Below are 19,974 nucleotides of genomic sequence, written 5' to 3' on the forward strand. Positions count from 1 at the left end.
CCCACTCCGAAGGCGGCGTGATCGAGCTGATGCCGGTGGCCGACGCGAAGGAGTACAGCTTCAAGTACGTCAACGGCCACCCGGGCAACACCAAACTGGGCCTGTCCACCGTGGTCGCCTTCGGCGTGCTGGCCGACGTGGATACCGGCATGCCGACGCTTATCAGCGAACTGACCCTGACCACCGCGCTGCGCACCGCCGCCACCTCGGTGATGGCCGCGAAGCTGCTGGCGCGCAAGGATTCAAAGACGATGGCGCTGATCGGCAATGGCGCCCAGAGTGAGTTCCAGGCCCTGGCCTTCCACCACCTGCTGGGCATCGAAGAAGTGCGGGTGTTCGACGTCGACGCCGCGGCGACCGACAAGCTGGTGCGCAACCTGGCCGCGGCCGCGCCGGGCCTGCGCGTGCTGCGCAGCGACAGCGTGGCCCAGGCCGTGCGCGGCGCCGACATCGTCACCACCGTCACCGCCGACAAGGCCAATGCCGACATCCTGACCCCGGAAATGATCGAACCGGGCATGCACATCAACGGCGTCGGCGGCGACTGCCCCGGCAAGACCGAACTGGCCACCGGCGTGGTGGCCAATGCCTCGGTGTTCGTCGAGTTCGAGCCGCAGTCGCGCATCGAAGGCGAAGTGCAGCAGATGCCGGCCGACTTCCCGGTTACCGAACTGTGGCGCGTGCTGGCCATGCAGGCCTCCGGCCGCCGCCACGACGCCGAAGTGACGCTGTTCGATTCGGTGGGCTTCGCGCTGGAAGACTATTCGGCGCTGCGCCTGGTGCGCGACTGCGCGATGGAAATGGGCCTGGGCCGCGACGCCGACCTCATTCCCGCCCTGCGCGACCCGAAGAACCTGTTCGGCGAGCTGGCCGCGACGCCGCAGGCTGTCCGCAAGCACGCAGCCTGAGCCCGAGGCGGCAAGGCCCGCCACCGGGCGGGCCTTCGCCGGGCCGGACGCAGGCATCGCGTCCTCAGAACGTTTGCGTGTAGCGCAGGTAGGGCGTGCGGCCGTAGGCGTCGTAAAGGTAGAAATTGAACGGGCGGCCGTCGTACGCCCGCAGCGACGGATAACGATCGCCGGCATTGGTGACGCCGGCCGCGATGCTCGCATTCCAAGGCGACTTCCAGGCCAGCTGCAGGTCGTGCGTGACATAGCTGCCGACGGTGGTGTTGGCACTGCCGCTGGATTGGCCCTCGATGCCGTGGACCCGCCAGGCCAGGCTCAGGTCACCCAGTGTCCAGGTCGTGGCCAGTTGGGCCCGCGTCTCGGGCAAGCCAAGAAGGCCCTCGAAGCGGGACCCGAAGCCGGCGGCGCTGAACCGCTCCCAGCGCAGAAGGCGCGACACCGTCAGTTCACTGTCGAGCTCGCCGTAGCGGCCCAGGCCCAGGTCCATGGCCACCACCAGATCCAATGTCTCAACTTCGGTGGCGCCGCCGTTGCCGTAACCGACAACGATTTCACGCACGCTGCCGTTGGCCGCCCGGTATACGCCCAGGCCTCCAGGAAGCGGCCCGAATGTCGAGGGATCGAGATCGGAGTTGACCACGTCCTGTGCCTGGTACCGGTCGATGGTGTTTTCGACGCGGATCTGCGTGTAGTCGAGCGACAGCCGCAGCGCCTCGAGCGGCTGGAACACTACGCCAAGCCCGAGGTGTTCGGATTCCTCCGAATCGAGCAGGGGATTGCCGATGGCCACCACAGGCACGCCCACCAGGCAGTCGAACGGCTGCCCGAGCAGGCTGCAGGTGAGCGGGTCGTTGATCATCTCGGTGGACGGCACCGGACGCTGCGTGGTGATGTCCAGGCCCGGGGCCCGGAAGCCCTGCCCCCACTGCGCGCGCAGCGTCAGCATGTCCAGCGGCTGCCAGCGCAGGCTGGCCTGGGGCGAGAGCTGGCTGTCGAGGCGGTCGTAGTCGTCGTGGCGGGCCGCCAGCGTCAGGTCCAGCCTGGCCGTGAAGGGCAGGCGCCATTCCGCGAACACCGCGTTGAAGTCGCGGTCGCCGCCGGCGGAGTTGCCGGCGGTGCCCAGGATGCGCCCGGCCTCGGACAGGCTGTCGTAGTTGTCGCGGTAGCGGCTGGTCACCCGCTCGATGCCGAAAGCCGCCCGCGAAGCGCCGCCGGCCATCTCGAACAGCGAGGCATGCACCGTGGCGTAGGCGGTGTCTTCCTGCCAGCGGGCTTCACGGCTGATCGTCGCCCGCAGCGAGGACAGCACTTCCGGCGAGGCGCCGAAGGGATCGGAAAGATCGTAGCTACCATCATTCGCCAGCCGGTTGGCGAGGTCGGAGACGATGTAGCCACTCCCCAGGTCGATCAGCTTTTCGTCGGTGCGACGAAGGCCCACTTCCAGGTCCAGGCGGTCGGTCAGTGCCCCCTGGAATCCGACCAGGAACTCGCCGCGGACGACTTCCATGCTGCTGTCCCGGTTCCCGGCAGCGGCGAAGCGGTGGTAGTAGTAGGTCGGCAAGCCGTCGGTGGTTCCCGGCGCGCAGCCACCGGGGCCGCAGGCTACGCCGTTGTTGATGTCGTTGGGCGTGCCGTCGTCCACGACAACGTTGCCTGGCGTCGGTGCGTAACGCCCGAACGACTCGGCACGCGTCACGCTCGCGGCCGCGTTGACCTGCCAACGATCGTTGATCTGGTGCTCGCCGCGCAGGAAGACGGACGTGTTGCCGAGCTTGGCTTCGTTGGCGGCCACCTGGTTGAAGTCGAAATTGCAGAAGCCGGTCGACAGTTCGTAGAACGCGCCCTGGGTGCAGTCGAACCCGGGGACTGGCGCGAATTGCTGGGTATTCCAGTCGTAGTAGTTGTTGCCGTAGAGGCCGACGCCGGGCACGTCCCCGCCGATCTGGTCGCGGGTGAACACCATGCCGCGCTGCGCCTTTGCGGCGCCGCCCATGACGCGCGTGCGCTCCGAGCTCGCGCCGAACACCACCGACATGTCATCCAGGTCGCCTCCCCGGACTTCGCTGGCGGCATGGCCGACGCGAAGCTCGGCGCCGTTGAAGCCACGCCGGGTCACCAGGTTGACGACGCCGCCGACGGCATTGGCGCCATGGATCGCCGACGCACCGGCCGCATACACCTCGATGCGTTCGACCATGGCCAGGGGGATGACGTTGAGGTCGCTGCCACTGCTGACGTTCATCGGGCTGGGCGACACCCGCCGGCCGTCCACCAGCACCAGCGTGCGCCCGGGTCCGAGCCCACGCAGGTCGATGCCGGCCAGCCCCTGGGCGGTGGAGCCCGACTGCGGCCGGAAATTACCAAGGGACGCCTGCGGCAGGTCGCGCAGCACGTCCGCGAGCAGCACATGGCCGGAAGCCTCTATCTGCGCCCGGTCGATCACGATCACCGGCAGGGCGTCCGCCGCCTGCGCCAGGCGCGATGCGGTCGCCGTGGCGGGCTCAAGCCCGGCCTGGGCAAAAGTGCTGCCACTGGCCAGCGCGCAGGCGACCGCGACGTGGATGGAAGATGCCAGGAGGTGTTTGCGCATTTAGGGCTGGGTCCGAGGGGGCTCCCGCCAAGCTAGTCGCTGCCGTGCCGGAATGAAATAGCGTCGGGCCCGATAAGAAAAAGGCCCACACGAAGTGGGCCTCTTTCGCTGACCTGCTAAGGACGGCTTACCACTCGACTTCGGCCATCGAGCAGTTCAGGCCCGAGCCGATGCCCAGCAGGGCAACGCGGTCGCCCTTCTTGAGGCGGCCCATTTCCTTGAGCTTGCTCAGCACGATCGGCACCGAGGCCGGGCCGATGTTGCCGTGCTCGGCGAAGATGGTGAGCACCTTCTTCGGGTCGATGCCGAAGGCCTTGATGAAGGCCTGGGTGTGCACCTGCGAGACCTGGTGGATGACGAACTCGTCGAGTTCCTCGACCACCCAGCCCAGCGCCTGGCGGGCGGCGCCGAAGGTGGCGGTGGCCAGCTTCAGGCCCTCGATGAGCAGCATGCGGGTGTCGGTGACCATGCGGTCGAGGTTGCCGCGGCACAGGGTGTTCCACTGCGTGGCGGCCTTGGTGACGCCACCCTTGTACTTCGGGGCGTCGGGGGTGAGCTCGCTGCGCGAGAGCACCATCGCGGCGGCGCCGCAGCCCAGGGTGAGCGTGGCCAGTTCGTTGCGGAACTGTTCCTCGGTGACGTCCGGGCCGCTGAGGCGTTCAAGCGTTTTCTTGTAGGCCAGGTTGGCGGTTTCGCCGTCGACGACCAGGGCGTAGTCGATTTCGCCGCGCTCGATCATGCGGCTGGCGATGTCCATGCCGTTGATGAAGGCCAGGCAGGCATTGGCGACGTCGAAGTTCTGGCAGTTTTCGCCCAGGCCCAGGTTGCCGGACACGATCGAGGCCGTGGACGGCTCGAGGTAGTCGCGGCTGACCGAGGTGTTGACCAGCAGGCCGACGCGCGCGCGGTCGATGCCGGCGTCGGCCAGGGCCTTTTCGGCGGCCAGGGTCGCGGCGTCGGAGGCCTGGACCTCGTCGTCCCAGAGGCGACGGGCGAAGATGCCGGCGATGTCCTGCAGCACGTCGGTCTTGATGCCCAGCCGGTCCATGGTGGGCTGGAGCTGGGCATTGATGTCGGCCGAGCTCAGGCGATGCGGGGCATCGATGTGCGCCAGGCCGGCGATGGAGACGTTCTTGAACAGCATAAGCGGGCATGCCCAGCGTTAGGGAAACCCGTCAAAGTTACCCGTTTCGCCCCGAGCGCTCAACTTAAGGGCCGGGCGGGGCGTGAAGGCGGGAGACTCGTCTCAGTCTTCGATGGGATAGGTTTCGGCCGTCCCGTCGGTGGCCGCGGTGCCCGCCCGGGCAGCGGCCGGGGCCGCGCCGCGGCAGCGGAAGGCCAGGAAACGCTGCTCGCCGTCGTCGGGCTCGGCCTTGGGCTGCACGGTGTCGGCATTCAGGCCAGGGGCCTCGTTGCGGGCCAGGGTTTCGAGTTCGTCGCGCACCTTGATGTCGTTGCGCTCGTAGGGACCCAGGCGGTCGCGCACGGACACCGAGACTTCGCCGCGCTTTTCGCACGCAGACATGTCCTGGCCGGCGGCGACCACCTTCACCGCGGCACCGCCCGGCGCCATCTTTACCCAGGTGCAGCCACCCAGTGCGGCAACGAGGACGGCGGAAATCACGAGATGGCGCATGCGGCGTACTCCCTTGGCAAAACACGGAATGTCAGAAATGACACGGGCGGGATTGTCGCCCCGCCCGTGCTGAACCGGCAATGTATCGCGGCGCTTACTCCGCGACGGGCTTGCCGTCGGCGTCGATCACCTGCACCTGGCCCAGGTCCAGGCCGCGGACGCCTTCCTCGATCTTCGACAGGTCACCCACGACCACCCAGGTCAGGGCGGAGGGCTGGATGGTGCCGGCGGCGGCGTTGACGACCTCGGGGGTCAGCCCTTCGATCTTCTGCTGGCGCTGCACCACGTAGTCGTCCGGGCGCCCGTAGCGAACGATGCCGCCGATGGCGCCGAGCACGGCGCCGGCGGTTTCGTACGAACCCGGCAGGCTGCGGATCTCGCTGGCCTGGATCTTGGCCACTTCCTCCGGGCTGGCAGGCACCTCGCCGGTGGCGTACTGGCTGATCTCGCGCTGCAGTTCGGCCATCGACTCGGCGGTCTTGTCGATCTGCACCGCCGCGAATGCCAGCCACGGGCGCTGGCCCATGGCGGCCTGCACGAAGCTGTAGCTGCCGTAGGCCCAGTGTTTGTCCTCGCGCAGGTTCATGTTCAGGCGCGAGCTGAACTCACCGCCCAGCACCGAGTTGGCGATCTCGAACTCGGTCGCCTTCGGGTCCATCGTCGACGGCGCCAGCTGGCCGACGAAGATGTTGGCCTGGATGGCGCCCGGCTGGTCGACCAGGAACACGCGCGGCTTGGCCGGCAAGTCCACATTGCCAATCTCGGGCAGCGCCGGGGCTTCGCCCTGGCCCTTCCAGCTACCCAGGTGCTTCTCAAGCACCGGCACGATTTCCGCCATGGTGGTGTCGCCGACCACGATCAGCGTGGCGCCTTCGGGGCGCACGAAGTCGCGGTGGTAGGCCAGCAGGTCGTCGCGGGTCAGCGAGGCGATGGACGCTTCCTCGCCGGTGCCCGAGAACGGGATGGCGTAGGGATGGCCTTCCCCGTACAGCAGCGGCGGCAGCAGGCGCAGGGCGGACGAGTTCGGACGCGCCTTTTCCTGCTTGATGGTCGAGATCCAGCCCTGGCGCACGCGTTCGATTTCGTTCTGGTCGAAGCGCGGCGTGCGCAGCATGGTGGCAAACAGCTTCACCGACTCGTCCAGGTTTTCCTTCAGTGCCGACAGGTAGGCGCTGGCACCGTCGAGCGCGGCGCTGGCGCCGAGGTTGGCACCCAGGCGTTCGGCTTCATTGCCGAAGGCCAGGGCTTCGTACTTGCCGGCGCCTTCGTCGAGCATGCCCATGGTGAAGCTGGCGGTGCCGAGCTTGCGGCAGGTGTCGGCGACGTAGCCGCCGGGCAGCTGCAGGCTCATCTGCACGATGGGCAGGCCCGGGCGTTCGGCCAGCACCACGGCGACGCCGTTGGACAGCGTCGAGCGCTGCAGTTCGGGGAACACCAGGTCCGGGAACTCGGTGGTGACCGGCGGGCCCTGGCTGCGGTCGACGTCGGTCTCGACGGTGCTGTACTTCGGGTCGGCCGGCGGCACGGGGTCCATGTCCGGATGCGAGGCGCTTTCTTCCTCGACCGTGGCGACGCGTTCGCCCGGCGTCACCACCATGGTGTGGTCGCCCTTGGTCAGCCAGCGCTGGCCGGCGGCCTGCAGGTCGGCGACGGTGGCGGTTTCGATGGTGGCCATGCCTTCGCGGAAGCAGCCCGGGTCCTGCATGTAGACGGTGCACTCGGCCAGGGCGTCGGCCTTGCCGCCGAAGCCGCCGATGCGCTCGATGCCGCGGATGAAGCCGGCCTTGAAGATGGTGCGGGCTTGTTCAAGCTCGCTGGCGGTCGGGCCTTCGGCGAGCAGGCGCGCCAGCTCTTCTTCGATGGCTTTTTCGACGACGGCCGGCTCGACGCCCTGCTTCACGTCGGCCTGGATGTAGAACATGCCGCCCAGCTGCGAACCCCAGGCGGAGGTCGACACCCGGTCGGCGATCTTGTCGCCGTGCACCAGGCGCTTGTCCAGGCGCGAGGCACGCGAACCGCCCAGCACCTGCGACAGCAGCTGCAGGCGTTCGACGTCGGCGTTGCCGAACTCGGCGATGTTCCAGGTGCGGTAGACGCGCGCCTGCGGCACGCGGTCGGTGAATTCGTCGCGCGTGGAGGTGGTGCGCGGCGCCGGGTCGACCGCCGGCTGGGCCAGGGTCGGACCGGCCGGGATGGCGCCGAAGTACTTGGTGGCCTTTTCCTTGGCCGTGGCCAGGTCGATGTCGCCGGCCAGCACCAGCACGGCGTTGTTCGGGCCGTACCAGGACTTGAAGAAACGCTGCACGTCCTCGAGCGAGGCGGCGTTGAGGTCGCTCATCGAGCCGATGACCGGCCAGCGGTAGGGATGGCCTTCGGGATAACTGGCCTTGAGCAGGCGCTCGAAGACCTGGCCGTAGGGCTGGTTCTCGCCCTGGCGCTTTTCGTTCTGGACCACGCCGCGCTGTTCGTCCAGCACGTCCTGGCTGACCGCGCCCAGGAAATAACCCATGCGGTCCGATTCCATCCACAGCGCCATGTCCAGGGCCGTGGTCGGCACGTTCTGGAAATAGTTGGTGCGGTCGGAGTTGGTGGTGCCGTTCTGGTTGGTGGCACCGACCAGTTCGAAGGGCGTGAAGAACTCACCCTCGTGGTTTTCGCTGGACTGGAACATCAGGTGCTCGAACAGGTGCGCGAAACCGGTGCGGCCCGGCAGTTCGTTCTTGGAACCCACGTGGTACCAGATGTTCACCGCCACCACCGGCGCCTTGCGGTCGGTGTGCACCACCACGCGCAGGCCGTTGGGCAGGGTGAACTGCTCGAAGGGGATGTCGGCCTTCACGGCGGCTTCGGCGACGGCGGCCTGTTCGCTGGCGTGCACCGGCGAGAGGGCAGCCACGGCAAAGCCAAGGGCGAGCACGAGCGCGCGCAGGCGCGGTTGGCGGGTCTGGGTCATGCGTGGGTTCCTGTGGAATCGGTTCGGGACGTCGGGCAGCCTTGAATCCTAGCCTGCCTTGACGGGCCATACACTAGGCCGTAGGCCATAGTCGGAGGCATGGACGTGAACAAGGCGCGAACTGTCGTAGTCACCGGGGCCAACCGCGGCCTGGGCCTGGAATTCACGCGCCAGCTGCTGGCGCGCGGCGACCGCGTGGTGGCGGGCTGCCGCCAGCCCGGCCACGCCGACGCCCTGACCGAACTGGCCGGCGCCTACCCCGGCCATGTGCACGTGGTGCCGCTGGACGTCGCCGAAGAACGCTCGCGCGCGGCTTTCGTGGCTGAAGTCGCAGCCGGCCACCCGGCCATCGACCTGCTGATAAACAACGCCGGCGTGCTGCCTTCGGGCGAACGGTTTGGCCATCTCGAGGCCGCGGTGCTCGAACACACCCTGCGCGTGAACGCCGTCGCGCCGCTGATGCTGGCCCAGGCGCTGGCGCCGCTGCTGGCCCGGGGCCGCCGGCCGCGCGTGTTCAACATCTCCTCGCGGCTGGGCGCCATAGCCCTGGCGACGTCCTTCGGCACGCCCAGCTACGCCATCAGCAAGGCGGCGCTGAACATGGCCACGGTGCAGATGGCGCACGCGCTCGCGCCCCTGGGCATTGGCGTGCTGGCAGCCAGCCCCGGCTGGGTGCGCACGGAAATGGGCGGCGACAAGGCCCCGTTGACCGCGCGCGAATCGGTGCACGACCTGCTGGAAATGCTCGACCGCCGCCAGGACCTGGGCGCCGGCGAATTCGTCGATCGCAATGGCGGGCCTCTGCCATGGTGAGCGCCCGCAAGCTGCTGCTGGCCTGCCTGGCGCTGGTGCCGCTGCCGGCGCTGGCCGCGCTGGGTTTCCAGGAAGCCGCGGCGCGCGACCCCGACTCCGGCGACCTGCTCTACACCGAAGACCACCTGCTCAGGCACCAGGACCAGCAGCTGCGCCAGCGCCTGGTGGTCTACCGCTGCGCCGACGGCACCGCCTTCGCCCGCAAGCGCGTCGACTACGCCGCCTCGGCGCTGGCGCCGGCCTTCCATTTCGAGGATGTGCGGCTTGGCTACCGCGAAGGCCTGCGCCGGATCGGCGACGAGGCGCAGCTGTGGGTGCAGTCCCCGGCCGGGGACGACGAGCGCAACGCGACGCTGGAGGCCGGCGCCGGCCTGGTCGCGGACGCGGGTTTCGACGAATTCATCCGCCGGCAGTGGCAGCCGCTGCTTGCCGGCGAAACGGTGCCGCTGGAGTTCGCGGTGCCCTCGCGGCTCGACAGTTACGGCTTCACCGTGCGGCGGCGCGGCAGCGGCGAAGCCGCAGGCGAGGGCGCCGAAATCTTCCGGCTGCGCCTGGGCGGCCTGTTCGGCCTGCTGGCGCCGCACATCGACGTCGCCTACGGGCGCGAAAGCCGGCGCCTGCTGTGGTTCCAGGGCCTGAGCAACCTGCGCGACGACCAGGGTGATGACCAGCTGCAGGCGCGCATCGATTTCCCGCGTCCGGCGCAGCCGGCCGACGAGGCCCGGTGGCAGGCCATGGCGTCCGAGCCCCTGTCCGCCTGCCGTGTCCGCAGCTGATCGCGGACACTGCCCGGGCGCGCTAATCCTTTGATTTTAAAGTAAACGTGGGTTTGGCACGGTTCCTGCTATTTCCATGGCAAGACCGCCCTGGGAGCTTCCCATGACCTACGACAAACAACTTCGACGCAGCCTGTTCGCCCTGCCCTTGCTTGCCGTCGGCCTGCTGGCCATGCACCTGCCGCCGCCCAGCCTGGGCGAGGTGGTGGAAAACGTGGTGGCCGCCGGCCTGGGCTGCGATCCGGCCCGGCAGGACGCCGGCCCGCTGGGCCTGGCGCGCATGCCCGGCGACCTGGGCGTGCTGACGCGCCGGCTCAACTGCGCCTCCTGATTCCGCCACCCGGGCAGGCCCGGGCGCGGCGATAATGCCGCGATGCTGCACGTCATCCTCTACCAGCCCGAGATCCCGCCCAACACCGGCAACGTGATCCGGCTCTGCGCCAACACCGGCGCCCACCTGCATCTGGTCGAACCCCTGGGTTTCGAGCTCGACGACGCCAGGCTGCGCCGCGCCGGGCTCGATTACCACGAGTGGGCGCGCGTGCAGAAACATGCCTCGCTCGATGACTGCCTGCGCACGCTCGGGCCGACGCGGGTGTTCGCCTTCAGTGCACGCGCGACGCGTCGTTTCGACCGCGTTGACTACCGCGCCGGCGACGCGCTGCTGTTCGGTCCGGAAACCCGTGGACTGCCCGCGGACGTCATGGCGGGCATTCCCGACGAGCAGCGACTGACGCTGCCCATGCGTGCCGGGCAGCGCAGCCTCAACCTTTCGAACGCGGTCGCCGTTGCGGTGTTCGAAGCCTGGCGACAGCTTGGTTATGCAGACCATGACTGACGACAGGGGTACGGGCAAAAACGCGCTTCGTTAATCCTCCGTTGTGGTGGCAACCGGATACTCCGCTCACCCCGTACAACGGGGCCCCACAAAAAACGGAACCCAAAACGATGAAGCGCTCCCTGATTGCACTGGCCCTTGCCGCCCTGCTGCCGCTGTCCGCCCAGGCCGACGACAAGCTCAGCTACACCTGGGTCGAGGCCGACTACCTCAACGTCGACGGCGATGCCGATGGCTTCGGCCTGCGTGGCTCGCTCGAGTTCGGCGAATCGAACTTCTACGGCTTCGGCGGCTTCAACACCGTTGAAATCGACAACAGCAACATCGACGTCGACTCCTTTGACATCGGCCTGGGTTACGCCCACGCGCTGTCGGACAACGTCGACCTGCTGTCCGAGATCTCCTACCTGAACTCGGACGTCAGCGGCTTCGGCGATCTCGACGGCTACCGCGCCTCGGTCGGCGTGCGTGGTTCGTTCTCGCCCAACTTCGAGGGCATGATCAAGGCCAACTACACCGACGGCGACAACTTCGACGGCGACTTCAGCGCCACCGTCGGCGCCCAGTACAAGTTCACCCAGACCTGGGGCGTGGTCGGCGAAATCGAAGCCGGCGACGGCGGCGAGACCTACCTGCTCGGCCTGCGCGCCAGCTTCTGATCTTGTCTTTTAGCTTTGCATCAAGCCCGGCGAAAGCCGGGCTTTTTGTTTGCCGCGTTCATCACGCATCGCACTAGCTGAACACGTTCAGCCCCGGGTTCCTTCAGTTTCGCGCCGTCGTTAACCGCAAGTTCGGGCGCGACACCAATACTCGTGCCTGCCCGGGAAACATCCGGGCGTCCCCCCAACGAAAGGAATCCCCCCATGAAACGTTCGAACCTCGCGATTGCCCTCTCCCTCGCCGCTGCCCTGCCGTTCGCCGCGCAGGCGCAGGAAGCCCCCAGCAACACCTGGGTCGAAGGCAGCTACGTCAACGCCGACGGTGATGCCGAAGGCCACGCGGTGCGCGGCTCGTTCGAATTCGGCGAGTCCAACGTCTATGGCCTGGCCGGCGTCACCCGCCTGGAAGTGGACAACTCGCCGCTCAAGCTCGACGGCCGTGAGCTCGGCCTGGGTTATGCGCATCCGCTGAACGAGCGCACCGACCTGTTCGCCGAAGCCAGCTACCTCGACACCGAGGTCGTGGTGCCGGGCGGCGCCTTGGACGGCAACGGCTACCGCACCTCGGTCGGCCTGCGCAGTGGCCTCACCGATCGCCTGGAAGGCCTGGTGAAAGCGAACTACGTGGATGGCGACGACTTCGACGGCGACTTCAGCGGCACCGTCGGTGGCCTGGTGAAGCTGACCCCGACCTGGGGCATCACGAAAGCCCGGCTCCGGCCGGGCTTTTTTGCGCCTGACTGAACAAGCTGAACGCAGCGCCAGCCATACCGGCCTGAAACGGTGGCTGAAAATCGCGCCGCGGCGCGGACCCGGGTTAATCACCGGTTGCGATTGAATTTCGATACTTCAAAGGCCCGCGAAAGGCAGGCATCCACGACAAAGGAATGTATGAAAACCAAGACCCTTCTCATCGCCCTGGCCCTTGCCGCTACGTCCGCCGCACAGGCCCAGGAAGCACCCTCCACGACCTGGATCGAAGCCGACTACATCAACATCGACGGTGACGCCGATGGCCACGGCCTGCGCGGCTCGTTCGCGTTCGGCGACACCGGCCTCTACGGGCTGGGTGGTTATTCGCGCGCCGGCCTGGACAACTCGCCGGGCAAGCTCGATGCCTGGGAGCTTGGCCTCGGCTATGCCCACGCGCTCAGCAATACCACCCTGCTGTTCGGCGAGGCGGCCTATCTGGAGGACGAGCTCGCCGGTTTCGTCACCACCGACGGCAGCGGCATCGTCGGCGTCGAGGGCTACCGCGCTTCCATCGGCGTTCGCAGCGCGCTGGGTGAACGCTTCGAGGGCCTGCTCAAGGCAAATTATGTCGACGGCGACGAGTTCCTCGACGGCGGCTTCAGCGGCACCGTCGGCGCCCTGGTGAAGCTCAACCAGACCTGGGGCATCAGCGGCGACGTCACCTTCGGCGACGACGTGCAGACCTATCGCCTGGGCGTGCGCGCCAGCTTCTAAACAACGCCACCCTGTAGGAGCGGCTTCAGCCGCGAATCTTTTGACTTTGCCTTTGGCAAAGAACCACTTCGCGGCTGAAGCCGCTCCTACAGGGCTCCCCAGCCTAGAACAGGCCTTCGGGAAACTCCGGCTTCTGATCGCGGGCCAGCAGCATCTTCAGGCCTTCGACCGGCGTGATGTGGCCGTGCAGCACTTCGCGCACCAGCGCGGAGATCGGCAGTTCGATGCCGAAGCGTTCGGCCAGGCGCATGACTTCGTCGGCGGTCTGCACCGACTCGACCACCTGGCCGATGGCGGCCACCGCTTCGGCGATGGACTGGCCGCGGCCCAGGGCCAGGCCCAGGCGGCGGTTGCGCGACAGGTCGCCCGTGCAGGTAAGCACCAGGTCGCCCAGGCCGGCCAGGCCCATCAGGGTTTCGGCCTTGCCGCCGATGGCGACGTTGAGCCGCAGCATTTCGTTCAGGCCACGGGTGATCAGGCCGGCGCGGGCATTGAGGCCCAGCGACATGCCGTCGGCGACGCCGGTGGCGACCGCCAGTACGTTTTTCATCGCGCCGCCGAGTTCGGCGCCGAGCATGTCGTTGCCGGTGTAGGCGCGGAAAGCGGCGCCATGCAGCGATTCGGCCACGTCCTGGGCAAACCCTTCGTCATCCGAATGCACCGTCACCGCGGTCGGCAGGCCCTGCGCCACTTCCTTGGCGAAGGACGGGCCGGTGACCACGGCCAGCGGCACGCCCGGACCCAGGGCTTCGCCGGCGACTTCATGCAGGAAACGCCCGGAGCCGGGCTCGAAACCCTTGGTGGCCCAGGCCACGCCGGCGTGCTTGCGCCGGTGCGGCGCCAGCGCGCGCAGGGTTTGCGTGAAGGCGTGGCTGGGCGTAACCACCAGCACGAAGTCGGCACCGGCGACGGTGGCGGCGAAGTCGGTGCTGGCCTGCAGCGATTCCGGCAGGGCAATGCCCGGCAGGTAACGCGGGTTTTCATGCGTGCGCGCGATGGCCTCGACCTGGGCGGCGTCGCGCCCCCAGATCGTGGTCGGGTGCCCGTTGCGGGCAATCAGCGAAGCGAGCGCCGTGCCCCAGGAACCACTCCCGAGCACGGCGAACGACGGCTTGGCCGAGTTCATCGGCGCGTCCGGCTTCAGGCGTTGCCGGCCTCGGGGGCCTGGGCGCCCTGGCCCTGTTCGGCGCGGCGGCGAAGGCCTTCGGCGTACAGCGCCTCGAAGTTGATCGGCTGCAGGTAGAACGGCGGGAAACCACCGTTGGACACCAGCTCGCCCAGGGTCTGGCGCACGTACGGGAACAGCACGTTCGGGCAGTAGGTGCCGAGCATCATGTCCAGGGTGCGGTCGTCGAAGTTGGCCAGGGCGAACAGGCCGGCCTGCTGCACTTCGGCCAGGTACACGGTCTTGTCGGCCAGCTTGCAGGTCAGGGTGACGTGCAGCACGACTTCGAACAGGCCGTCGGCGACGCGGCCGACCTTCTGGTTGAGGTTGAGCTCGAGCTGCGGCTGGCCGGGCTCGTTGAAGATCTGCGGCGAGTTCGGGACCTCGAAGGAGATGTCCTTGACGTAGATCTTCTGGATGGTGAACTGCGCCTGCTGGTCGTTCGGGGCGGTGGCGGCGGCGGCGCCGTTGTTCTGCTCGGCCATGGTGGAACTCCGGGAATGAAGACGATGAAAGACCCGGGATTATCGCATGCCGGCCGCAGCCGGGCGAAACCGCCGGAAAGGGAGGATCAGGCCTTGCCCTTGGCCAGCGGCAGGCTGGCCTGCTGCCAGGCGCCGATGCCGCCTTCGAGCACGCTGACCTGCTTGAAGCCGGCCTTGACCAGGCGCGAGGCCACGCCGGTGGCGGTCATGCCGGCGGCGCAGACCACGACCACGGGCTTTTCCTTCGCCTTGGCCAGCAGCTTGCCTTCGGGATCGACCTGGCTGGGCAACAGGTGCCGGGAGCCGATGATGTGGCCTTTCTCGAAGTCGCCCTGGCCGCGGATATCCAGCACCAGCGCGTCTTCGTGGTTGATCAGATGGGTCAGCTGCGAGGGACTGATGCCCTTGAAGCCGCGGAACAGGCGGGCGACTTCGGTGAACACCAGCGCCACCGTCAGGCCCAGCAGGGCCAGGGACAGCAGCAGGTTGGCTTGGAAAAAATCGATCAGGCGATCCATGGACGGCGCTTCAGGGCAACGTGGGGGCCGGCATTATGCGGCCCCCCGGGGTCCCCGGCCAAACCGGTCAGCGGGCGGCGTCGAGATCGGGCAGGCCACTGACCAGCCACCAGCGCTTGGCCTCGGCGTCCCAGCGCCACAGCTGGCGGTCGGTGATGATCTTCTCGACCTGGGTGTGGCGGTTTACCACGCGGATCTCCACCACCTGGGCGTATTCGCCCTCGGCCGGCTCGCTGGCCGACTTCACTTCGTAGCCCGAGACCTGGAACTGCTTGTAGCGCTCGAGCTCGAGGTCGGTCATCGGCTGGCGGGCCAGCAGCTCGGGGTCGAGGAACATGGCCGCGGCGTCGAAGTCGCTCCAGCGCACGGCGCTGACGTAGTCGTAGAGCAGCTGGTCGCGCGGGCTGCGCTGGCCGGGAGTGGCGCATGCCGCCAGCGCCATCACGAGCACCATCACCACGGCCAGGCCGGACTGCATGGAACGAAGGGTCGTTTTCATGGGGCCATTATGCACACCCGGGCCCCGGCGTCTCAGGCCGGCCGCAGCGCGGCGAAGCGGCCCTGAAGGTCGGCCACCACGGTGCCGTCCGGGCCGGCCACCGAGGCGGTGATGCCGGCGCGGGCGCGGCCACGGGTCTGCCAGGCCTGCAGCACCGACGGCCAGTCGACGTCGTCGGCCAGGCGGGCGCTGGCCTCGAGGTCGGCGTACAGCGGCGCCAGGTAGCGCACCTGGCTGTCGGCCACGTAGACCTCGGCGCGGATGCCGGCTTCGCGCAGCTTCAGGGTCATCAGGCCCCAGCCGGCCAGGGTCATCAGGCTTGCCAGGCTGCCGCCGAAGGCGCAGGCCTTGTCGTTGACGTTGTGCGATAGCGGCGCCTGAAGCCGCAGGACCTTGCCGTCGTAGGAAACGGCCCGGACCTGCATGGCGCGCACCGGCGGCATGGCGTCGTAATGGGCATTGAGGTGATCGAGCTCGGACATGCGGTGCCGTTTCCCCGGGGGCTGTGCGAAGCTGGCGGCATGGACAAGGCTCGGCCTGCGCCAACGCTGGCGGGATGGTACGTCATCTCGCTGCGCCCCTCGGGCAGCCACGCACCGGTGCGGAGCGCGGCCACGGCCCTTGGCGCGCGCACGCTTTCGATCTCGACGCTGGCGCTGCGGCCGCAGTCGGCCGGTCCGGCGCTGCAGGCGGCGCTGGCCTGCCCGCTGGTCATCGTCACCAGTCCCGCCGCCGTGCAGTTCGCGCGCCGGCAGCTGCCGCTGGTCGCGGCGCCGGGCCAGCGCTGGCTGGCCCTGGGCGAAGCCAGCGCCAAGGCCCTGCAGCGGGCGGGCATCGACGAGGTGCGGGTGCCGGAAAACGGCACCGACTCCGAAGCCCTGCTTGCCTTGCCCGAACTGCAGCCACCGCCGGAGGCCGTGGGCCTGGTCACCGCGCCCGGTGGCCGCGGCCTGATCGCCGAAACCCTGGCCCATCGCGGGGCGCAGGTTCACCGCGCCAACGTCTACCGGCGCGAGGCCCTGCACCCCAGCGCCGGTCGCCTGCGCACGCTGCGCAAGCTGCCGGAAACCAGCGCCCTGCTGGTGAGCAGCCAGGAAGCCTTCGAAGGCCTGTGGCGGCGACTGGACGAAAGCGGCCGCACGGCGCTGCGGGCCCGGCCCGCGGTCGCCAGCAGCCCGCGCCTCGCCGCGCACCTGGCCGGCCTGGGTTTCCAGTCGATCGTGCTGGCCCCCGGCGCCGCCCCGGCGACCATGGTTGACGCACTGGCGGCCGATGTTGGCCAGGGTCGCTTCCGGTAGCATGGCCTTGATTCCCGAGTTGATGCCCCCGTGGACACCGAGCACGACGACATTCCCGATTCCCGCTCCCGCCGCGGCACTGGCCCCCTGGCCTGGCTGCTGGCGCTGGCCGTGTTTGCACTGGTCGCCGTCGGCGGCTGGTGGTGGTGGACGCAGCAGGCGCAGGTCGCCGACGCCGGCCCCGACCTGAGCCCCGAAGCCCTGGACGCGCGCCTGCTCGAAACCGAGCAGGCCACGGCCTCGCTGCGCCGCAACCAGCAGACCATCGAACAGCGCCTGGGCGACACCCAGGCCCGCACCGGCCTGCTGCGCGAGGAAGTGCTTGGCCTGGGCCAGCGCGCCGCCATCCTCGAAGACAATCTGCGCGAAGTCAGTTCGCAGGCTGCCGAAGGCGCCGAGGCCCTGCGCCTGGACGAGGTCGAGCTGCTGCTGGGCCTGGCCCAGGCGCGCCTGGCCGTCGCCGGCGACATCGACGGCGCGATTCGTTCGCTGGTGCTGGCGCAGCAGGCGCTGGCGGCGATGACCGACCCGCAGTTCATAAGCCTGCGCCAGACCCTGGCCCAGGAAATCTCGGCGCTGCGTGCGCTGCCGGTGGATCCGCGCGACGAAGCGGCCGGCGAACTTGATGCGCTGGAAGCCACGCTGCCGCGCCTGTCGAGCCGCGCGCCCGGCGCGCCACCGGCCGCCGCCGAAGGCGATTCGCGCTGGCAGCGCATCCTCGACGCGCTGGTGCAGGTGCGGCCGAGCAGCAGCCAGGACCTGATTTCCCCCGCCGACCGCGCCACCGGTGAAGCCACGCTGGCGCTGGAACTGGCCCTGGCGCGCACCGCGCTCGAACGCCGCGACGAGGCTGCCTTCCGCGCCAGCCTGACCCGCGTCGACCAGTGGCTGCAGCGCCTCTACGCCGACGACGCGACGCTGCGCGAGCGCCGTGAACGCCTGCGCGCCCTGGCCGACCGACCGCTGTCGCCGGCCCTGCCCGACGCCGGCGCCGCCCTGCAGCAGCTGCGGGACCTGCGCCGCGGCCGGGACGCCACGCCGTGAACCTCTACCGCAGCCTGCTGTGGTGGCTGGCGCTGGCCGTGCTGGGCGCCTTGGGCTGGCATTGGTTCTCGCAGGACCTTGGCGACGTGGTGGTGCGCTACCGCGGCCTGACCTACACGACCACGCTGGCTTATTTCGTGCTGGCCTGGGGCCTGCTGTGGTTCGCCCTGTGGGCACTGTGGTGGCTGCTGCGGCTGCCGTTCAAGGCCTGGCGCCGGCATGCGCACCAGCTGGCCCGCAGCCGCCTGGTCAGTGGCCTCGAGGCCCTGCACCAGGGCCGCTGGCAGCGCGCCGAACAGCTGCTGGCCAAGGCCGCCACCGAACCCGCGCTGCGCACGCCGGCCCTGCTGGGCGCGCGCCGCGCCGCCGACGCCCGCGGTGACGCCGAAGCCGCCGCCCGCCACCACGCCGCACTGCTGGCCCACGACCCCGGCGCCGCTGCGCTGGAACAGGCCGAACGCCTGCTGGCCCAGGGCAAGGCCGACGAAAGCCTGGAAGTGCTTGCCGGCCAGCCCGGGCCGCTGCCGCCGCGCGCCGCCTGGCTGCGCGCCGAAGCCCAGGTCGCCAGCGGCCGCGCGATGGATGCCCAGGCCGCGCTCGGCGCGCTGCGCCGCGACCAGGTCGCCGACGCCGACGCGCTGGCCGCGCTGGAAATCCGCATCACCGCCGCCACGCTCGACCAGGCCCCACAGGCCGACGAACTGCAGCAGCGCTGGCACGCCCTGCCGCAGCGGCTTCGCCTGGCCGCGCCGGTGGCCAGCGCCTTCGCCCAGCGCGCCGCTGCCCTTGGCATGGAAGACGCCGGCGCCCACGCCGTGGCCGATGCGCTGGAAGCGAACTGGGATGAATCGCTGGCCGCGCTGTTCGGCCGGCTGCCGCCGGGCCGCGAAGGCAAACGCCTGGGCCGCGCCGAAGCCTGGCTGGCTGCGCACCCGTCCAGCCCCGGCCTGCTGACCGCGCTGGGCAGCCTGTGCCGCACGCAGGCGCTGTGGGGCAAGGCCGAGGATTACCTGCACCGCGCCCTCGCCCAGGGCGCCGGCGCCGATGCCTGGGAAAGCCTGGGGCATGTGTTCACCGCCCAGGGTGACGCCGGGCGTGCGCAGATCGCCTACGCCAATGCCCTGCGCCTGGGCCGCGAAGAACCGCCGCTGGCGCTGGGCGGGCGCAGTCTGCGCGAGCAGATCGCCGACTCGGCCGTGGCCGAGGTGCGCAACGCGCACGGTATTCCGCTGCTGCCGCCCTAGCGCTCGATGATGGCGGCGACGCCCATGCCGCCGGCGGTGCACACGGAAATCAGCGCGCGGCCCTTGCCCTTTTCCTTGAGCAGCTTGGCGGCGGTGGCGACGATGCGCGCACCGGTGGCGGCGAAGGGATGGCCCACGGCCAGCGAGCTGCCGACGACGTTGAGTTTCTCCCGGTCGATGCTGCCCAGCGGCGCGTCCAGGCCCAGCTTTTCCTTGCAGAAGGTGGGGTCTTCCCAGGCCTTCAGGGTGCACAGCACCTGGGCGGCGAAGGCTTCGTGGATTTCGTAGAAGTCGAAGTCCTGCAGCGAAAGATTGTTGCGCTTGAGAAGCTGCGCCACGGCCCAGCACGGCGCCATCAGCAGGCCTTCGCCGTGCACGAAATCGACCGCGGCCACCTGCGCGTCCACCAGGTAGGCCTGTACTTCCAGGCCGTGGGCCGCGGCCCATTCTTCGCTGGCCAGCAGCGCCGCGGAGGCGCCGTCGGTGAGCGGCGTGGAGTTGCCGGCGGTCAGCGTGCCCTTGCCCGAGGTCTTGTCGAAGGCGGGCTTGAGCGTCGCCAGTTTTTCCACCGTGGTGTCCGGGCGCAGGATGTTGTCGCGCTCGACGCCGCGGAAGGGCACCACCAGGTCCTTGAAGAAACCGCGCTCGTAGGCCATCGCGGCCTTGGTGTGCGACTCATAGGCCAGCTGGTCCTGGGCTTCGCGGGTGATGCCCCATTCCTTGGCCATCATCTCGCAGTGTTCGCCCATCGATTTGCCGGTGCGCGGCTCGCCGACGCCCGGGAATTCCGGGGTGAGCTCCTTGAAGCGGAAGCCCTTGAAGGCCTTCAGGCGCGCGCCCAGGCTGCGCGCCATGTTGGCGTCGAGCAGGCGCCGGCGCAGGCGCTTGTTCACCGCGATCGGCACGTCGGAAGTGGTGTCGGAACCGCCGCCGATGCCGGCTTCGATCTGGCCCAGGGCGATCTTGTTGCCCACCGTGATGACCGTGTCGAGCGAGGTGCCGCAGGCGCGCTGCAGGGTGATGCCCGGCGTCGCCGGCGACAGGCCGGAGCTGAGCGTGGCTTCGCGACCGATGTTCCAGT

21 protein-coding genes are annotated in these 19,974 nt (G+C 69.1%); 11 read left to right on the forward strand and 10 right to left on the reverse strand.

The window, feature by feature from the left end; translation table 11 throughout:
• Positions 1-908: ornithine cyclodeaminase (locus AACZ35_RS04720; RefSeq protein WP_339826628.1), on the forward strand; the 908-nt coding region annotated here is incomplete at its 5' end.
• Between the two features lie 64 nt (positions 909-972).
• Here AACZ35_RS04720 and AACZ35_RS04725 read toward each other — a convergent pair.
• The 4 genes from AACZ35_RS04725 to AACZ35_RS04740 all read right to left on the reverse strand — a co-directional run bounded on the left by AACZ35_RS04725 (position 973) and on the right by AACZ35_RS04740 (position 8,087).
• Positions 973-3,498 (reverse strand): TonB-dependent receptor, encoded by a 2,526-nt coding sequence (locus AACZ35_RS04725; RefSeq protein ID WP_339826630.1) that lies wholly within the window; start codon positions 3,496-3,498, stop codon positions 973-975.
• A gap of 127 nt (positions 3,499-3,625) precedes the next feature.
• The gene (locus tag AACZ35_RS04730) at positions 3,626-4,642 is read right to left on the reverse strand and encodes a 3-oxoacyl-ACP synthase III (RefSeq protein ID WP_339826632.1); all 1,017 of its coding nucleotides are present in this window, start codon (positions 4,640-4,642) and stop codon (positions 3,626-3,628) included.
• A 102-nt stretch (positions 4,643-4,744) separates the two neighbouring features.
• Positions 4,745-5,134 carry a DUF4156 domain-containing protein gene (locus AACZ35_RS04735; RefSeq protein WP_339826634.1) on the reverse strand — a complete coding sequence of 130 codons (390 nt, stop codon included), beginning with the start codon at positions 5,132-5,134 and terminating at the stop codon, positions 4,745-4,747.
• A gap of 94 nt (positions 5,135-5,228) precedes the next feature.
• Positions 5,229-8,087: a pitrilysin family protein gene (locus tag AACZ35_RS04740; protein ID WP_339826636.1), complete on the reverse strand. Its 2,859-nt coding sequence runs from the start codon at positions 8,085-8,087 to the stop codon at positions 5,229-5,231.
• A 99-nt stretch (positions 8,088-8,186) separates the two neighbouring features.
• On the opposite strand from AACZ35_RS04740, the gene AACZ35_RS04745 reads away from it, so the two are divergent.
• The 7 genes from AACZ35_RS04745 (at position 8,187) to AACZ35_RS04775 (ending at position 12,640) form a co-directional block, all read left to right on the forward strand.
• Complete coding sequence (locus AACZ35_RS04745; protein WP_339826638.1) at positions 8,187-8,900, forward strand: SDR family oxidoreductase; 714 nt, start codon at positions 8,187-8,189, stop codon at positions 8,898-8,900.
• On the forward strand, positions 8,894-9,676 hold the full coding sequence (locus tag AACZ35_RS04750; RefSeq protein ID WP_339826640.1) for a hypothetical protein: 783 nt from the start codon (positions 8,894-8,896) through the stop codon (positions 9,674-9,676). Before AACZ35_RS04745 ends, AACZ35_RS04750 begins: the two co-directional genes overlap by 7 nt.
• Before the next feature lie 103 nt (positions 9,677-9,779).
• Complete coding sequence (locus tag AACZ35_RS04755; protein WP_339826642.1) at positions 9,780-10,007, forward strand: hypothetical protein; 228 nt, start codon at positions 9,780-9,782, stop codon at positions 10,005-10,007.
• Between the two features lie 42 nt (positions 10,008-10,049).
• Entirely contained in the window at positions 10,050-10,514 is a 465-nt protein-coding gene (locus AACZ35_RS04760) for a tRNA (cytidine(34)-2'-O)-methyltransferase (RefSeq protein WP_339826644.1), read from the forward strand.
• Between the two features lie 110 nt (positions 10,515-10,624).
• On the forward strand, positions 10,625-11,173 hold the full coding sequence (locus AACZ35_RS04765) for a diffusible signal factor-reguated Ax21 faimly protein (RefSeq protein WP_339826646.1): 549 nt from the start codon (positions 10,625-10,627) through the stop codon (positions 11,171-11,173).
• A gap of 204 nt (positions 11,174-11,377) precedes the next feature.
• A complete protein-coding gene (locus AACZ35_RS04770) occupies positions 11,378-11,917 on the forward strand; it encodes a hypothetical protein (RefSeq protein ID WP_339826648.1) in 540 nt (179 codons plus the stop codon).
• A gap of 147 nt (positions 11,918-12,064) precedes the next feature.
• Positions 12,065-12,640 carry a hypothetical protein gene (locus tag AACZ35_RS04775; protein ID WP_339826650.1) on the forward strand — a complete coding sequence of 192 codons (576 nt, stop codon included), beginning with the start codon at positions 12,065-12,067 and terminating at the stop codon, positions 12,638-12,640.
• Positions 12,641-12,743: 103 nt separating this feature from the next.
• Here the strand turns inward: AACZ35_RS04775 and AACZ35_RS04780 are convergent, their stop codons facing one another.
• From AACZ35_RS04780 to AACZ35_RS04800, 5 genes are all read right to left on the reverse strand, one after another.
• Positions 12,744-13,766 (reverse strand): NAD(P)H-dependent glycerol-3-phosphate dehydrogenase, encoded by a 1,023-nt coding sequence (locus AACZ35_RS04780; protein WP_339826652.1) that lies wholly within the window; start codon positions 13,764-13,766, stop codon positions 12,744-12,746.
• Between the two features lie 14 nt (positions 13,767-13,780).
• Positions 13,781-14,290: a protein-export chaperone SecB gene (secB, locus tag AACZ35_RS04785; protein ID WP_339826654.1), complete on the reverse strand. Its 510-nt coding sequence runs from the start codon at positions 14,288-14,290 to the stop codon at positions 13,781-13,783.
• Positions 14,291-14,376: 86 nt separating this feature from the next.
• Positions 14,377-14,808 (reverse strand): rhodanese-like domain-containing protein, encoded by a 432-nt coding sequence (locus AACZ35_RS04790; RefSeq protein ID WP_339826656.1) that lies wholly within the window; start codon positions 14,806-14,808, stop codon positions 14,377-14,379.
• Positions 14,809-14,875: 67 nt separating this feature from the next.
• The gene (locus AACZ35_RS04795) at positions 14,876-15,307 is read right to left on the reverse strand and encodes a hypothetical protein (RefSeq protein ID WP_339826658.1); all 432 of its coding nucleotides are present in this window, start codon (positions 15,305-15,307) and stop codon (positions 14,876-14,878) included.
• 32 nt (positions 15,308-15,339) lie between these two features.
• On the reverse strand, positions 15,340-15,789 hold the full coding sequence (locus AACZ35_RS04800) for a YiiD C-terminal domain-containing protein (RefSeq protein WP_339826660.1): 450 nt from the start codon (positions 15,787-15,789) through the stop codon (positions 15,340-15,342).
• 39 nt (positions 15,790-15,828) lie between these two features.
• Between AACZ35_RS04800 and AACZ35_RS04805 the strand changes: the two genes are divergently transcribed.
• Genes AACZ35_RS04805 through AACZ35_RS04815 form a run of 3 tightly spaced genes read left to right on the forward strand, consistent with a single transcriptional unit; the run spans position 15,829 to position 18,893 of the window.
• On the forward strand, positions 15,829-16,605 hold the full coding sequence (locus AACZ35_RS04805) for a uroporphyrinogen-III synthase (RefSeq protein ID WP_339826662.1): 777 nt from the start codon (positions 15,829-15,831) through the stop codon (positions 16,603-16,605).
• A gap of 30 nt (positions 16,606-16,635) precedes the next feature.
• Complete coding sequence (locus AACZ35_RS04810; protein WP_339826664.1) at positions 16,636-17,649, forward strand: uroporphyrinogen-III C-methyltransferase; 1,014 nt, start codon at positions 16,636-16,638, stop codon at positions 17,647-17,649.
• Entirely contained in the window at positions 17,646-18,893 is a 1,248-nt protein-coding gene (locus AACZ35_RS04815) for a heme biosynthesis HemY N-terminal domain-containing protein (RefSeq protein WP_339826666.1), read from the forward strand. Before AACZ35_RS04810 ends, AACZ35_RS04815 begins: the two co-directional genes overlap by 4 nt.
• Here AACZ35_RS04815 and AACZ35_RS04820 read toward each other — a convergent pair.
• Positions 18,890-19,974: acetyl-CoA C-acetyltransferase (locus AACZ35_RS04820; protein ID WP_339826668.1), on the reverse strand; the 1,085-nt coding region annotated here is incomplete at its 5' end. The two genes, AACZ35_RS04815 and AACZ35_RS04820, sit on opposite strands and share 4 nt — an antisense overlap.

Source organism: uncultured Arenimonas sp. (assembly GCF_963976025.1).
Lineage (GTDB): Bacteria > Pseudomonadota > Gammaproteobacteria > Xanthomonadales > Xanthomonadaceae > Arenimonas.

Excerpts from the sequence above, each read along its gene's own strand:
- AACZ35_RS04725 (WP_339826630.1), bottom strand. The coding sequence starts at position 3,498 with ATGCGCAAACACCTCCTGGCATCTTCCATCCACGTCGCGGTCGCCTGC.
- AACZ35_RS04745 (WP_339826638.1), top strand. The coding sequence starts at position 8,187 with ATGGACGTGAACAAGGCGCGAACTGTCGTAGTCACCGGGGCCAACCGC.
- AACZ35_RS04750 (WP_339826640.1), top strand. The coding sequence starts at position 8,894 with ATGGTGAGCGCCCGCAAGCTGCTGCTGGCCTGCCTGGCGCTGGTGCCG.
- AACZ35_RS04790 (WP_339826656.1), bottom strand. The coding sequence starts at position 14,808 with ATGGATCGCCTGATCGATTTTTTCCAAGCCAACCTGCTGCTGTCCCTG.
- AACZ35_RS04775 (WP_339826650.1), top strand. The coding sequence starts at position 12,065 with ATGAAAACCAAGACCCTTCTCATCGCCCTGGCCCTTGCCGCTACGTCC.
- AACZ35_RS04755 (WP_339826642.1), top strand. The coding sequence starts at position 9,780 with ATGACCTACGACAAACAACTTCGACGCAGCCTGTTCGCCCTGCCCTTG.
- AACZ35_RS04735 (WP_339826634.1), bottom strand. The coding sequence starts at position 5,134 with ATGCGCCATCTCGTGATTTCCGCCGTCCTCGTTGCCGCACTGGGTGGC.
- AACZ35_RS04780 (WP_339826652.1), bottom strand. The coding sequence starts at position 13,766 with ATGAACTCGGCCAAGCCGTCGTTCGCCGTGCTCGGGAGTGGTTCCTGG.
- AACZ35_RS04805 (WP_339826662.1), top strand. The coding sequence starts at position 15,829 with ATGGACAAGGCTCGGCCTGCGCCAACGCTGGCGGGATGGTACGTCATC.
- AACZ35_RS04760 (WP_339826644.1), top strand. The coding sequence starts at position 10,050 with ATGCTGCACGTCATCCTCTACCAGCCCGAGATCCCGCCCAACACCGGC.
- AACZ35_RS04795 (WP_339826658.1), bottom strand. The coding sequence starts at position 15,307 with ATGAAAACGACCCTTCGTTCCATGCAGTCCGGCCTGGCCGTGGTGATG.
- AACZ35_RS04770 (WP_339826648.1), top strand. The coding sequence starts at position 11,378 with ATGAAACGTTCGAACCTCGCGATTGCCCTCTCCCTCGCCGCTGCCCTG.
- secB (WP_339826654.1), bottom strand. The coding sequence starts at position 14,290 with ATGGCCGAGCAGAACAACGGCGCCGCCGCCGCCACCGCCCCGAACGAC.
- AACZ35_RS04740 (WP_339826636.1), bottom strand. The coding sequence starts at position 8,087 with ATGACCCAGACCCGCCAACCGCGCCTGCGCGCGCTCGTGCTCGCCCTT.
- AACZ35_RS04765 (WP_339826646.1), top strand. The coding sequence starts at position 10,625 with ATGAAGCGCTCCCTGATTGCACTGGCCCTTGCCGCCCTGCTGCCGCTG.
- AACZ35_RS04730 (WP_339826632.1), bottom strand. The coding sequence starts at position 4,642 with ATGCTGTTCAAGAACGTCTCCATCGCCGGCCTGGCGCACATCGATGCC.
- AACZ35_RS04800 (WP_339826660.1), bottom strand. The coding sequence starts at position 15,789 with ATGTCCGAGCTCGATCACCTCAATGCCCATTACGACGCCATGCCGCCG.